13 protein-coding genes are annotated in these 13,893 nt (G+C 69.9%); 7 read left to right on the top strand and 6 right to left on the bottom strand.

Translation table 11 applies throughout. From position 1 onward, the window contains the following. The first annotated feature begins 6 nt into the window (after positions 1-6). From ABCS02_RS16880 to ABCS02_RS16870, 3 genes are read left to right on the top strand one after another with little or no spacing between them, the layout of a single operon-like run. On the top strand, positions 7-933 hold the full coding sequence (locus ABCS02_RS16880) for an ATP-binding cassette domain-containing protein (protein ID WP_345836827.1): 927 nt from the start codon (positions 7-9) through the stop codon (positions 931-933). Beyond that, positions 930-1,775, top strand: coding sequence for an ABC transporter permease (locus ABCS02_RS16875; protein WP_345836826.1), 846 nt, complete (start codon positions 930-932; stop codon positions 1,773-1,775). The genes ABCS02_RS16880 and ABCS02_RS16875 overlap by 4 nt, the downstream gene beginning before the upstream one ends. Beyond that, entirely contained in the window at positions 1,772-2,602 is an 831-nt protein-coding gene (locus ABCS02_RS16870) for an ABC transporter permease (RefSeq protein WP_345836825.1), read from the top strand. The genes ABCS02_RS16875 and ABCS02_RS16870 overlap by 4 nt, the downstream gene beginning before the upstream one ends. 80 nt (positions 2,603-2,682) lie before the next feature. Here ABCS02_RS16870 and ABCS02_RS16865 read toward each other — a convergent pair whose 3' ends face one another. After that, positions 2,683-4,077 carry an MFS transporter gene (locus ABCS02_RS16865; RefSeq protein WP_345836824.1) on the bottom strand — a complete coding sequence of 465 codons (1,395 nt, stop codon included), beginning with the start codon at positions 4,075-4,077 and terminating at the stop codon, positions 2,683-2,685. Positions 4,078-4,245: 168 nt separating this feature from the next. Here ABCS02_RS16865 and ABCS02_RS16860 point away from each other — a divergent pair, with 168 nt between their 5' ends. After that, positions 4,246-4,692: a DUF2269 family protein gene (locus ABCS02_RS16860; RefSeq protein ID WP_345836823.1), complete on the top strand. Its 447-nt coding sequence runs from the start codon at positions 4,246-4,248 to the stop codon at positions 4,690-4,692. Between the two features lie 13 nt (positions 4,693-4,705). Here ABCS02_RS16860 and ribH read toward each other — a convergent pair whose 3' ends face one another. The 5 genes from ribH to ABCS02_RS16835 all read right to left on the bottom strand — a co-directional run bounded on the left by ribH (position 4,706) and on the right by ABCS02_RS16835 (position 9,493). Further along, positions 4,706-5,182: a 6,7-dimethyl-8-ribityllumazine synthase gene (gene ribH, locus ABCS02_RS16855; protein WP_345836822.1), complete on the bottom strand. Its 477-nt coding sequence runs from the start codon at positions 5,180-5,182 to the stop codon at positions 4,706-4,708. Then, positions 5,179-6,465, bottom strand: a complete 1,287-nt coding sequence (gene ribA / locus ABCS02_RS16850) for a GTP cyclohydrolase II (protein ID WP_345836821.1) — start codon at positions 6,463-6,465, stop codon at positions 5,179-5,181. Before ribA ends, ribH begins: the two co-directional genes overlap by 4 nt. Next, positions 6,462-7,136 (bottom strand): riboflavin synthase, encoded by a 675-nt coding sequence (locus ABCS02_RS16845; RefSeq protein ID WP_345837332.1) that lies wholly within the window; start codon positions 7,134-7,136, stop codon positions 6,462-6,464. The genes ribA and ABCS02_RS16845 overlap by 4 nt, the downstream gene beginning before the upstream one ends. Before the next feature lie 2 nt (positions 7,137-7,138). Beyond that, positions 7,139-8,146, bottom strand: a complete 1,008-nt coding sequence (ribD, locus tag ABCS02_RS16840; RefSeq protein ID WP_345836820.1) for a bifunctional diaminohydroxyphosphoribosylaminopyrimidine deaminase/5-amino-6-(5-phosphoribosylamino)uracil reductase RibD — start codon at positions 8,144-8,146, stop codon at positions 7,139-7,141. A gap of 339 nt (positions 8,147-8,485) precedes the next feature. After that, positions 8,486-9,493, bottom strand: coding sequence for a sugar-binding domain-containing protein (locus ABCS02_RS16835; protein ID WP_345836819.1), 1,008 nt, complete (start codon positions 9,491-9,493; stop codon positions 8,486-8,488). Between the two features lie 138 nt (positions 9,494-9,631). Here ABCS02_RS16835 and ABCS02_RS16830 point away from each other — a divergent pair, with 138 nt between their 5' ends. The 3 genes from ABCS02_RS16830 (at position 9,632) to glpK (ending at position 13,868) form a co-directional block, all read left to right on the top strand. Then, the gene (locus ABCS02_RS16830; RefSeq protein ID WP_345836818.1) at positions 9,632-11,371 is read left to right on the top strand and encodes a glycerol-3-phosphate dehydrogenase/oxidase; all 1,740 of its coding nucleotides are present in this window, start codon (positions 9,632-9,634) and stop codon (positions 11,369-11,371) included. Between the two features lie 129 nt (positions 11,372-11,500). Continuing rightward, the gene (locus tag ABCS02_RS16825) at positions 11,501-12,280 is read left to right on the top strand and encodes an MIP/aquaporin family protein (protein ID WP_345836817.1); all 780 of its coding nucleotides are present in this window, start codon (positions 11,501-11,503) and stop codon (positions 12,278-12,280) included. A gap of 73 nt (positions 12,281-12,353) precedes the next feature. Beyond that, positions 12,354-13,868 (top strand): glycerol kinase GlpK, encoded by a 1,515-nt coding sequence (gene glpK, locus ABCS02_RS16820; protein ID WP_345836816.1) that lies wholly within the window; start codon positions 12,354-12,356, stop codon positions 13,866-13,868. Positions 13,869-13,893: the final 25 nt, after the last annotated feature.

The following is a 13,893-nucleotide window of genomic DNA, read 5'->3' as shown; positions in this document are numbered from 1 at the left end:
TGAACTATGCCGACGTCCGTCATCACCGCCGCCGACCTCGTCAAGAAGTACAAGGACTTCCCCGCGGTCGACGGCATCAGCTTCGAGGTCGAGGCGGGGGAGTCGTTCGGGCTCCTCGGCCCGAACGGCGCCGGCAAGTCGACCACCATGCGGATGATCGGCGCGGTCTCCACCCGCACGGCGGGCGAGCTGAGCATCCTCGGGCTCGACCCGGACAAGTACGGGCCGGAGATCCGGTCGCAGCTCGGCGTGGTGCCGCAGTCCGACAACCTCGACACCGAGCTGCGGGTGCGCGACAACCTCATCGTCTACGGGCGCTACTTCGGCCTCCCGTCCGCCCGCGTCCGGCAGCGCGCCGACGAGCTGCTCGCGTTCGCGCAGCTGGAGGACAAGGCCAAGGCAAAGGTCGACGACCTCTCCGGCGGCATGAAGCGCCGGCTCACCATCGCCCGGGCGCTCATCAACGACCCGCGCATCCTGCTGCTGGACGAGCCGACCACCGGCCTCGACCCACAGGCCAGGCACATCCTCTGGGACCGCCTGTTCCGGCTCAAGGAGCAGGGCACGACCCTGGTGCTCACCACGCACTACATGGACGAGGCCGAGCAGCTCTGCGACCGCCTCGTCGTGGTCGACAAGGGCACGATCATGGCCGAGGGCACCCCGGCGTCCCTCATCCGGCAGTACTCGACGCGGGAGGTGCTGGAGGTCCGCTTCGGCTCCGAGCGCAATGCCGAGGTCGCCCCGCGGCTCGACGGCATCGGCGAACGCGTCGAGGTGCTGCCCGACCGCATCCTGGTCTACAGCGACGACGGGGAGGCCGAGCTCGCCCGGCTGACCGAGCGCGGCCTCCACCCGCTCACCAGCCTGGTGCGGCGGTCGAGTCTGGAGGACGTCTTCCTGCGGCTCACCGGGCGGAGCCTGATCGAATGAGCACCGCCACCTCGGCCGACGAGGGCACGCGGGCCGCGCTCGCCGCCTCGGGACGGCCGCGCCGGTTCGGCGCCTGGTACGTCGCCGAGCACCGCTTCCGGGTGATGCGCTCGTACCTGCAGACCCTGCTCGTCACCGGCTTCGGCAACCCGTTCCTCTACCTCTTCGCGATGGGGGTCGGGCTCGGGAGCCTGGTGAGCGCCCACATGGGCCCCACCGCCGTGAACGGCGTGAGCTACCTGGCGTTCGTCGCCCCCGCGCTGCTCTGCACGGCCGCCGTCACCGTCGGGAGCGAGGAGTTCACCTACCCGATCTTCCTCGGGTTCAAGTGGAATCCGACGTTCACCGGCATCAGCGCCTCCCCGATCGCTCCGGGGCAGATCATCGACGGCGTCGTCATCTCGGTGGTGGCGCGGTTGCTCGGCACGGGCGTCGTCTACTACCTGTTCATGCTGCTCTTCGGGGCGGTGCCGAGCCCGTGGGGCTGGCTCGCCATCCTGGCCGCGACCCTCGGCGGCCTGGCGTTCGGCGCCCCGGTGATGGCGTACGTCTCCACGCTGGAGCAGGACACCGGCCAGATCGCGATGCTGATGCGGTTCGTGCTGCTGCCGATGACGCTGTTCAGCGGCACCTTCTTCCCGCTGGCGTCGATGCCGGTCTACCTGCAGTGGATCGGCTGGATCTCTCCGCTCTGGCACTCCACCGAGCTCGCCCGCGTGTTCGCGTACGGTTACGCCGAGCCGCTCTGGCTCACGTTCGTGCACGTCCTCTACCTCGCGGCGCTGTTCGTCGTGTTCTGGCGTTGGGCGCGCCGGATCGCGCGACGGAGGCTGAACAAGTGACCACCACCCGCGACCCGTTCGTCGAGACCGCCTCCCGGCCGCGTCCGCTCCGTGCGCTCTATGCCGGCAACGCCCGCTCGGTGATGCAGCGCGGCTGGTCCGCCACGCGCAGCACGAACTGGCTGGTCATCGTCTCCGGCTTCTTCGAGCCGATCTTCTACCTGCTCTCGCTCGGCATCGGCTTCGGCCGGCTGGTCGGGGAGGTCACGACCGCCGGCGGCCAGCAGGTGCCGTACGCCGCGTTCATCGCGCCGGCCCTGCTCGCGACCGCGGCGATGAACGGCGCCGTCTACGACTCCACCTGGAACGTCTTCTTCAAGATGCAGTTCGCCAAGCTGTACGAGGGGATGCTGTCGACCTCCCTCGGCCCGCTGGATGTGGCGCTCGGCGAGATCCTGCTGGCGCTCCTGCGCGGCGCGCTGTACGCGATCGGCTTCCAGATCGTGATGCAGGTGCTCGGCCTGAACCTGTCCTGGTGGGCGCTGCTCGCCCTCCCGGCGGTGCTGCTGATCGCGTTCGGCTTCGCGAGCTTCGGGATGGGCATCACCAGCTACATGAAGACGTTCCAGCAGATGGACTGGATCAACTTCATCCTGCTGCCGATGTTCCTGCTGTCGGCGACCTTCTACCCGATCACCGTCTACCCTGCCTGGATCCAGTCGATCATCATGGCCCTCCCGCTCTGGCACGGCGTGGAACTGGTCCGCGGCCTCACGACCGGCGCCGTCGACCTGGGGATGCTGTGGCACGTCCTCTACTTCGCGGTGATGATCGCCCTCGGCCTCATCCTCACCACCCGCCGCCTCCGCGCCCTCTTCCTCGACTGACCACGCGCGAGGGGCACGTCGTTGTCACTTTTCGCGCGCGAAAGTGACAACGACGTGCCCCTCGGGGGAGCGGCGGAGGCTCAGCTGACGTTGTCGGTGAAGTCGATGTCGCGGGTCTCCTTCGACAGCAGCAGTGCGATCAGGGTCAGTACGCCGGCGCCGGAGAGGTAGACGCCCACCCAGACCGTGCTGCCGCCGCCGATCGTCCACAGCCACACCGCGATGGTCGGCGCGACCGCCGCGCCGAGCACGCTGGCCAGGTTGTACGCGATGGCTGAGCCCGTGTACCGGACGTTCGTCGGGAACAGCTCCGGCAGCTCCGCACCCATCGGCCCGAAGGTGAGCCCCATGAGCGTGAAGCCGACGATGAGGAGTGCCATCGTCCCGACCGTGCCGCCGGCGAACAGCGGCACGAACAGCAGGCCGAACAGGATGATCCCGAGCGTCACCCAGATCAGCGTCTTCCGGCGGCCGAAGCGCTCGGCGAGCGGTCCGGCGACGAGGGTGAAGACACCGAAGAACACCACGCCGACGATGAGCATGACCAGGAAGTCGTTGCGCGCGTACCCGAGTCCCGGCACGAAGCCGGCGGCCGAGAACGTCTTGCCGGCCTTCTCGGCGGCGGCCTGCGCGGCTTCCGGGGTCGACGCCGTCGTCCCGTAGGTCAGCGTGAAGGCTGTCATCAGGTAGAACAGCACGTAGGTCGCCAGCATGATGAAGGTGCCGAGCACGATCTGCCGCCAGCTGGTCCGGAACACCCGCGCCAGCGGGAGCTTCGCCACCTCGCCGGTGTCCACGACCTTCTGGAAGGCGGGGGTCTCCACGAGCTTCAGCCGCACGTATAGGCCGACGACGACGAGCACCGCGCTCAGCAGGAACGGCACCCGCCAGCCCCACGCCGCGAACTGCTCCGCGTCGATGGAGAGGCTGAGCACCAGGAACAGCAGGTTGGCGACGATGAAGCCGATCGGCGCGCCGAGCTGCGGGAACGTCCCGTAGATCGCGCGCTTGCCCGCCGGCGCGTTCTCGGTGGCGAGCAGCGCGGCGCCGCTCCACTCCCCGCCGAGCCCGAGGCCCTGGCAGAACCGCATCACCACGAGCAGGAACGGCGCCCAGAACTCCCAGCCCGGCGTCTGCGCGGTCGGGAGGCAGCCGATCAGGACCGTCGCGATGCCCATCGTGAGCAGCGAGCCGACGAGGGTGCCCTTGCGGCCGATCCGGTCGCCGAAGTGGCCGAACAGGATGGAGCCGACCGGGCGCGCGATGAACGCGACGCCGAACACGGCGAACGACGACAGCAGCGCGGCTGTCGGGTCCTCGCTGGTGAAGAACAGCGACGGGAAGACCAGAACCGCGGCGGTGGCGTAGACGTAGAAGTCGTAGAACTCGATGGAGGTGCCGATGAGGCTCGCGAGGATGACGCGACCGCGGGTGTTGGCGGGGGCGGGAGAGGTGACGGAGGCCGTCGTGGACATGCGTGGAGAACTTCCGGTGACGTGACGAGGAGCCGCAGAGCGTGGGCGTCGGTCGGGCGTCGCGCGGGCGGGGAGGGGAACGGGACGCTTGTGGCGTCCCTTTCACCCTATGCCGCCCGCGTGGCCCGGCCGAATCGGGGCGCCCGCCCCGCTCGATAGGCTGAGGGCATGGAAACCCTCTTCGCCGTCCTGCACGTCGTGTCCGCAGTGTTCATCGTGGGGCCGATGGCCATCCTGCCAATGACGGCGATGCGCGCCGTGCGTGCGGGCAACGCCGGTCAGGTGGAGGTGCTCGCGAAGTCGACGAACCTGATCTCGCTGCTGTCGCTGCTCGTGGTCTTCTTCGGCTTCGGCGTCATGGGGCTGGCCGACAAGAAGTACGACCTCAGCATCGCGACGCCATGGATCCTCTGGTCGATCGTCCTGTACGTGATCGCCCTCGGGCTGACGCTGTTCCTGGTCGTCCCGACCATGCGGCGCGCCGCGGAGGCGCTCCGGGCCGTCGACACCGCGCAGGGCGGCGAGGCGTCGACGTATCCGGCCATCGCGGCCGGCTCCGGCGTCGCCAGCCTGCTGCTGGTCGCCGTGGTCGTCCTGATGGTCTGGAAGCCGTAGCCTCGCCTGACCGCTACGCGCGCAGCTCCCGCAGCACGATCGCGGTCGCGAGCGCCGCGTGCGCGGCCTCCTCGCCCTTGTCCTCCTTGGACCCGGGGAGGCCGGCGCGGTCGATGCCCTGCGCCTCGTCGTCCAGCGTGAGCACGCCGAAGCCGACCGGCTTGCCGGTGTCCAGCGCCACCCGGGTGAGGCCGTCGGTCGCCGCCGCCGAGACGTACTCGAAGTGCGGGGTGCCGCCGCGGATGATCACGCCGAGCGCGACCACCGCGTCGGCGCCGGCCTCCAGCGCCGCCTTGCTGACGACGGGGAGCTCGAAGCTGCCAGGGACCCGCACGAGCGAGTAGTCCGCTCCCGCGGCCTCCAGCGTCCGGGTCGCGCCCGCGATCAGGCCGTCGGTGATCTGCTCGTGCCAGGTGCCGGCGACGATGACGACCCGCAGGCCGCTCCCGTCGACGGCCTCGGTCGCCTGGGGTGCTCCGGCTCCGCTCATCGTGCTGTCCTCTCCGCCGCGACAGCGGCGTCTTCCTCGTTCTCGATCTCGGCGATCACGTGACCCATGCGGTCGCGCTTGGTCTCCAGGTAACCCTCGTTGAACACGCCGACGCCGACGACGAGCGGCACGCGCTCCTCGACCGTGATGCCGTGCTCCTCCAGCTGGCGAACCTTCTCGGGGTTGTTGGTCAGCAGGCGAACCGACTCGATGCCGAGGTCCTGCAGGATGGCCGTCGCCGCACCGTAGTCGCGCGCGTCGATCGGCAGGCCCAGCGCCAGGTTGGCGTCGAGCGTGTCGAGGCCGTCCTCCTGGAGCTTGTAGGCGCGCAGCTTGTTGATCAGGCCGATGCCGCGGCCCTCGTGCCCGCGCAGGTAGACGACGACGCCGCCCTCCCGCTGGATGGTCGCGAGCGCCGCGTCGAGCTGCGGCCCGCACTCGCACTTGAGCGAGCCGAACGCCTCGCCGGTCAGGCACTCCGAGTGCACCCGCACGAGCGTGCCCTCGGCGGAGGGCGTGCCCGAGACGATGGCGACGTGGTCGGCGCCGGTCATCCGGTCGCGGTAGGCGCGCATCCGGAAGGTGCCGTTCGTGGTGGGGACGGTCGTCTCGACCTCGAAGATCACCCGCGACGACTCCGGGATGGGAGCCGGGGAGGCGAGCTGCTGGTCGCAGTGGAACTCCTGCAGGTACGCGATCAGCGCCTCGATGGTGATCACCAGGACGCCCTCGCGCTCGCCGAGCTCCAGGAGGCCCGGGAGGCGCATCATCTCGCCGTCGTCCGCGACGATCTCGGAGATGGCGCCGACCGGGTTCAGCCCGGCGAGCTTCAGGAGGTCGACCGCGGCCTCGGTGTGGCCGTCGCGCTCGCGGACGCCGCCGTCGACCGCGCGCAGCGGCATGATGTGGCCGGGCCGGTGGAGGCTGGCGGGCGTCGACTCGGTGTCGGCGAGCACGCGCAGGGTGTGCGCGCGGTCGGCGGCGCTGATGCCGGTGGAGAGCCGGTTGGCCGCGTCGACGCTCACCGTGTAGTTGGTGCCGCGGGCGTCCTCGTTGTTCGCGACCATCACCGGCAGCTCCAGGCGGTCGGCGATCTCGTTCGTCATCGGCGCGCAGATGAAGCCGGAGGAGTTGCGCACGGTCCAGGCGATCCACTCCTGGCTGGCGAGCTCGGCGGCGATGACGACGTCGCCCTCGTTCTCGCGGCTCTCGTTGTCGACCACGATGACGGGCCGGCCGGCGCGCAGCTCGGTGAGGGCCTCGGGGATGGTGGCGAGCGTCATGACGCACTCCGTTCTGTCAGCGTCTGGGTGGCTGCTTCGGTGTCGGGGGAGAAGCGGGCGGCGAAGTCGGGCTCGAGCGCGAGCATCCGCTCGACGTGCCGGGCGAGGATGTCCGTCTCGATGTTCACGCGGTCGCCGGGTACGCGGTCGCCGAGGGTCGTGGCGGCGAGGGTCTCCGGGATGAGCGAGACCTCGAACCAGCCGTCCTCGCGGCCGCCGCCGACGTCGCTCACCGTGAGCGAGACGCCGTCGATGGCGATGGAGCCCTTGCGCGCGACCAGCGGCGCGTGGGCGGGGTCGAGGCTGAGCCGGACGACGCGCCAGGCGCTGCCGTCCTCGATGGAGAGCACGGTCGCGGTGCCGTCGATGTGGCCCTGGACGATGTGGCCGCCGAGGCGGTCGCCGACCTGCGCGGCGCGCTCCAGGTTCACCCGACGCCCTGGTGCGACGTCGTCGAGCGTGCTCATCGCGAGCGTCTCGGCCATCACGTCGGCTGTGAATGTCTCGGCGTCCTGGCCGATCACAGTGAGGCAGACGCCGCTGACCGAGATGGAGTCGCCGTGCCCGGCGTCGCTGACGGCGAGCGGGCCGCGCACGGTGATCCGCATCGCGTCGGCGTCGCGCTCGACGGCGACGACCTCGCCCAGCTCTTCGATGATTCCGGTGAACACGCTCACGCCTCCTGGTGGGTGGTCGGGACGGGCACGGCCCGCAGGTACAGGTCGACGCCGAGCCGTTCGACGTCGAGGACGCGCAGCTTGCGCTGGTCGCCGATGGTCTCCGCGCCGATGTCGCCGAGCGCGAGCTTCGGGCCGCCGAGCAGCGACGGCGCGAGGTAGATGGCGTACTCGTCCACGAGCCCCGCGGCGACGAACGCGCTCGCGAGGGTCGGGCCGCCCTCCACGTAGACCCGGCGGAAGCCGCGCTGATGGAGGTCGGCGACCACCTCGTGGAGGTCGTGGGTGCCCTCGAAGATCACGGGGTGCGGGTGCCGGAACACCGCGGCGTCCTTCGGCACGGCGCGGGTCCCGACGACGACGGGCGTCGGCTGGGTGGCGAGCAGCTCGCCCGCGTCGCCCCGGGCGGTCAGGCTGGGGTCGTCGGCCAGGACGGTGCCGGTGCCGACGACGATGGCGTCGGAGGCCTCCCGCTGCTCGTGCACCCGTTGCCGGGCGGCCGCGCCGGTGATCCACCGGCTGGTGCCGTCCGCGGCGGCGGTGCGGCCGTCGAGGGTGCTGGCCCACTTGACCGTGATGTGCGGCCGACCGAGGCGCGCGGCCGTCAGCCAGTCGCCGAGGAAGCGCTCCGCGTCGTCCGCGAGCACGCCGCCGACGACCTCGACCCCGGCCTCCCTGAGTCGCTCGGCCCCTCCGCTGGAGTGCCGGCCCGGGTCGGCGACCGCGTACACGACGCGGGCGACCCCGGCGGCGATCAGCGCCTCCGAGCAGGGCCCGGTGAGCCCCCAGTGGTTGCACGGCTCCAGAGTCACGACGGCGGTCGCTCCCTGCGCCCCGCCCTCGGGGAGGCTGCTGAGCGCGTCGACCTCCGCGTGCGCGGTGCCCGCACCCCGGTGGAAGCCCTCCGCGATCGTGCGGCCCTCGGCGTCGAGGATGACGCAGCCCACGCGCGGGTTCACGCCGGTGGCCGGGCCGCCCTCGGCGAGCCGCAGCGCGGTGCGCATCGCGGCTTCCCAATCTCCAGTCCGGGTCATCCGGCCGTCGTCCTGTCTCTCGTTGCCGTCGAGACGTGGTGCCGGGGTCACTGAAGCGGAAAGCCCGCGTTCGCGACGGTCGTCACCGACCGCCGACGTGCGCCTCCCATCCGGACTGAGCGCCCAGGCTCCCGCCTGCACGCATTACCGTCGGTACCGGAATTCCACCGGTTCAGCAGGGGGCTCTCGCCTCCCGCTCGCGGACTGTCACCGCCGGTTCGGACTCTCACCGACCCCGGAGCACGTTCTTCTGTTGTCGAGTCTAGATCAACGCCGGATCGCGCGAACTATTCCCCGTGCAGTGTGACGTCACGCTGCGGCGTGCTCGACGTCCTCCACCGGCTCCGACAGATCCGCCAGCGCCCGCGCCGTCCCCTCGTCCACGATCAGGTCGGTGATCAGCCCCGCGGCCAGTGCGCCTCGCAGGCTGTGCACCTTCGACGGCCCCGACACGATGCACACGCGCCGCGGCACGCGCTTGATCAGGTCGATGTCCGGCCCGCTGGCCCGCTCGTTCAGCGGGATGCCGTGGTGGCTGCCGTCCTCGCGGAAGAACACCGTGGCGACGTCGCCGACGACCCGGGACTCGTCCAGCGACGCGTAGTCGTCCGGGTCGAGGTAGCCGCCCGCGTACACGTGCGAGCGCACCTCGGAGAACGGCGAGCCCAGGCCGAACAGGGCCACGTCCATCCGCTCCTGGATGTCGAGGATGCGCCGGGTGCTGCGCTCGCGCCACATCGCCTGCTTGGTCTGCGGGTCGTCGAACAGCGCGGGCACCGGGAACTCCTGGATCGTCCCGGAGTAGGTGTCCCCGAACCGGCGCAGGATCTCCGATGCGTAGAGCACGCCGGTCGTATAGGTGTTGCCCGCGCCGTTGAGCTGCACGAACTCCACGTTGTGCAGGTCCTTCGGGATTAGGTGCCTGCTCAGCGCGCTCATCGTCGAGCCCCAGGCGACCCCGACGGTGGTGTTGGAGTCGATGAAGCGGTCGAGAATCCGTGCAGCCGAGATGGCGACGCGCTCCAGCCGGTCCACGTCGCTGATCGCGCTCGGCATCGGGACGATGTGTGCTCCGATGCCGTAGCGGGAGTGCAGCTCCTGCTGCACCCGCGTGGCGCCCTCGTGCGGCTGCGCGATCTGGATGGTGACCAGCCCGGAGGCGCGCGCATAGGAGAGGAGCCGGGAGACGCTGGACCGCGAGGTGTGCATCTCGTGGGCGATGGCCTCCATCGTCAGGTCCTGCATGTAGTAGAGGTGGCCCGCCTTGAGGGCGTCGCGGACCTTCTCGGGGAGGTTCTGGGTGTCGGGCGCGGACATTCGGGGACCGCCTTCCGGGTTCGGGTGACTGGTGGAGGTGGCGCTGCACGTATGTGCATCCGGCTTGATCGAAGTTGTGCCGGCATCGAAGACTATAGCGAAGCCCACCGCCGTTCAGTAGAAGTTCCAGGAGTCACCGTGACGACGAAGTCGAATGTCCGCCCCGAGATCCAGCAGTTGCGCGAGCGCCCGAGCGCGCAGGTCGTCATCGTGGGCGGCGGCATCAACGGGCTCGGCACCTTCCGCGACCTCGCCCTGCAGGGCGTCGACGTGGTGCTCGTGGAGCGCAACGACTTCGTGTCCGGCGCGTCCGCGGCCTCCAGCCACATGATCCACGGCGGCATCCGCTACCTGGAGAACGGCGAGTTCCGCCTGGTCAAGGAGTCGGTGACCGAGCGCAACGGCCTGCTGAAGATCGCGCCGCACTACGTGAAGCCGCTGCAGACCACCATCCCGATCTACTCCACCTTCTCCGGCATCCTCGCCGCGCCGCTGCGTTTCCTCACCCACAAGCAGGGCAAGCCGAAGGAGCGCGGCGCGTTCCTGATCAAGACCGGCCTGACGATCTACGACACGTTCTCGCGCGAGGGCGGCAGTGTGCCGCGGCACAGCTTCCACGGCCGCCGGAAGTCGCTGGAGACCCTCCCGAAGCTCAACCCCGGCCTCAAATACACCGCCACCTACTTCGACGCCTCGGTGCACGACCCGGAGCGGCTCGCGCTCGACGTCCTCGCCGACGGACTGGCTGCGGGCCCGCACGCCCGTGCGGCCAATTACCTGGAGGCGGTCGGCGCGCAGGACGGCGGTGTGCTCGTGCGCGACAGGGAGACCGGCGACGAGTTCACGCTCACCGCCGACGTGGTCGTCAACGCGTCCGGCCCCTGGACCGACCTCACCAACGCGGCCCTGGGCCGGCCGACGCAGTTCATGGGCGGCACCAAGGGCTCGCACATCGTGCTCGACAACCCCGAGCTGCTGGAGGCCTGCGCCGGCCGCGAGATCTTCTTCGAGAACAACGACGGCCGCATCGTCCTCATCTACCCGCTGAAGGGCAAGGTCATGGTCGGCACGACCGACCTCGAAGCCGACATGGCGGTTCCCGCGGTGTGCACCGAGGAGGAGATCGACTACTTCATCGAGCTGGTCGCGCACGTTTTCCCAACGATCCCGGTCCTCCGTGAGCAGATCGTCTACAGCTTCTCCGGGGTCCGCCCGCTGCCGCACCACGACGACACCGCACCCGGGTTCGTCTCCCGCGACTACCGGATCGTGCCCGGCACGATCGCGGGCCTCGGCGACACCACCGTGCTCAGCCTCGTGGGCGGCAAGTGGACGACGTTCCGCGCGCTCAGCGAGCACCTCGCGAACGAGACGCTGGAGGCCCTGGGCATGCCCCGCACGGTCGCCACCCTCGGCCTCCCGATCGGCGGCGGCGCCGGCTTCCCGGCCACCCCGCAGGCCGAGCGCGACTGGGTGGCCCGCTACGGCGCCGACGTGGGCGCCGCCCGCGCGAGCGCGCTGCTGCAGCGCTACGGCACCAAGGCCGCCTTCGTCATCGACGCGATCGCCGGCTGGGAGGGCGAGGACGCGCCGCTCGCCGCCGCTCCCGCGTACTCCCGCGCGGAGATCGACCACCTCGTGCGCACGGAGCGCGTGGCCCACCTCTCCGACGTGTTCCTGCGCCGCACGAGCCTGGCGTTCACAGGATCGGTCTCGATCCCGCTGGTCCACGAGATCGGCGAAATCGTCGCAAACGCCCTCGGATGGTCGCCAAATCGGCGGTCGGAGGAGGAAGATGCGTTCCAAGCGGAACTGGCAGCCGCCCACCGGGTGAACCTGGCGTCGGGGGACGGGAGCGAAGCCGCGGCGCTCCGATAATGCACGAACGTGCATCGAACGGTCCTTGCCCAGACGGACCCGACCGCAATAGCGTTCGAACGCCCCCTGGCGAGAGCCAACACCATCGCACGACAGGGTGCGGGTCAACTGAACAACTGGAAGGTCAACGTGGACAATATCGGTATTGATTTCCTGTCAGAGTTGTGCGGAACGGCAATGCTGGTGCTTCTCGGTACCGGTGTCGTCGCGAACGTCGCCCTGATCAAGAACAAGGGCTTCAACGGCGGGTTCCTCCTGGTGAACTTCGGCTGGGGCATTGCGGTCTTCGCGGGTGTCAACGTCGCCTACAACTCGGGCGCGCACCTGAACCCCGCCGTGACGCTCGGCCTGGTCGCCAACGGAGCCAAGGCGTTCGGAAGTGCCGCCGCGCACACTCTGGTGCCGGTCAACTTCGTGACAGTGCTGCTGTACATCGTCGCCCAGCTGGTCGGCGCGTTCATCGGCGCCTGCCTGACGTTCCTGGCGTACAAGAAGCACTTCGACGAGGAGCCGGACCCGGGCAACAAGCTCGGCGTCTTCTCCACCGGCCCGGCGATCCGCACCTACGCCTGGAACCTCGTGACGGAGATCATCGGCACCTTCGTTCTGGTGTTCGTCGTCATCGCCTTCGGCCACCAGCCCGGCACCGCTGCCGGCCTCGCCGCCCTCGGAGCCCTGCCCGTCGCCCTCCTCGTGGTCGGCATCGGCGCCAGCCTCGGTGGTCCGACGGGGTACGCGATCAACCCGGCGCGTGACCTCGGCCCGCGCATCGCTCACGCGGTCCTGCCCATCCGGGGCAAGGGCCCCAGCGACTGGTCCTACTCCTGGATCCCGGTCGTCGGCCCGATCATCGGCGGTCTGCTGGCCGGCTGGCTCGCGCTGCTGCTGCTGCCCATCCTCACCAAGTAACACCCGGGGGCCGGCCGGGGGAGACCCCGACCGGCCCTCTTCAGTCCCACCCCCCAAAACAAAGGAGTTACGTATGGCCGACTACGTCGTCGCTATCGACCAGGGCACCACGAGCACCCGAGCGATCATCTTCGACAAGTCCGGGTCGATCGTGTCGAGCGGACAGCTGGAGCACGAGCAGATCTTCCCGAAGGCGGGTTGGGTCGAGCACAACCCGGTCGAGATCTGGAACAACACGCGCGAGGTCATCGGCCAGGCGCTGTCGAAGGCCGACCTCACCCGTCACGACATCGCCGCGGTGGGCATCACCAACCAGCGCGAGACCGCGGTGGTGTGGGACAAGAACACCGGCGAGCCCGTCTACAACGCCATCGTCTGGCAGGACACCCGCACGCAGCCGATCGTCGACCGCCTCGCCGCGGACGGCGGGGTCGAGCGCTTCAAGCAGGATGTCGGCCTCCCGCTGGCGACCTACTTCTCCGGCACCAAGATCACCTGGATCCTGGAGAACGTCGAGGGGGCGCGCGAGCGTGCCGAGCGGGGCGACCTGCTGTTCGGCAACACCGACGCCTGGGTGCTCTGGAACCTGACCGGCGGCCCCGACGGCGGCGTGCACGCCACCGACGTGACCAACGCCTCCCGCACCATGTTCATGGACCTGGAGACCCTCACCTGGCGCGACGACATCCTCGAGGTGTTCGGCGTGCCCAAGTCGATGCTCCCGGAGATCAAGGCCTCGTCCGAGGTCTACGGCACGGTGGAGTCGTCCAGCCTGCTGCGCGAGGTGCCCGTCGCGGGCATCCTCGGCGACCAGCAGGCGGCCACCTTCGGCCAGGCGGCGTTCGATCCGGGCGAGTCCAAGAACACCTACGGCACCGGCAACTTCCTCATCTTCAACACGGGTGAGGAGATCGTCCACTCCAAGAACGGCCTCCTGACGACGCTCGGCTACAAGCTGGGCGACGACAAGCCGCACTACGCCCTGGAGGGCTCGATCGCCGTCACCGGCTCCCTGGTGCAGTGGCTGCGCGACAACCTCGGCATCATCTCCAGCGCCCCGGAGATCGAGGACCTGGCGAAGACCGTGGAGGACAACGGCGGCGCGTACTTCGTGCCGGCGTTCTCCGGACTGTTCGCGCCGTACTGGCGGGCGGACGCGCGCGGCGCCCTGGTGGGCCTCACGCGCTACGTCAACAAGGGCCACATCGCCCGCGCCGTCCTGGAGGCCACGGCCTTCCAGACCCGCGAGGTGCTGGACGCGGTCAACGCCGACTCCGGTGTCGAGCTGTCGGAGCTGAAGGTGGACGGCGGCATGATCGCCAACAACACCCTCATGCAGTTCCAGGCCGACATCCTCGGCGTGCCGGTCGTCCGTCCGGTCGTCGCGGAGACCACCGCCCTCGGCGCCGCCTACGCCGCCGGCCTCGCGGTCGGCTTCTGGAGCGACCTGGACGACCTGCGCAAGAACTGGCAGGAGGACCAGCGCTGGACGCCCAACATGGACGCTGCCGAGCGCGACCGCCAGCTCCGCCTGTGGAAGAAGGCCGTCACGAAGACGTTCGACTGGGTCGACGACGACGTGAAGTAGTCCCTGCACAGCGCCACCGAGCGCC

The sequence above is a fragment of the Microbacterium sp. X-17 genome, from assembly GCF_039615055.1.
This window is presented reverse-complemented; position numbering and strand designations above follow the sequence as displayed.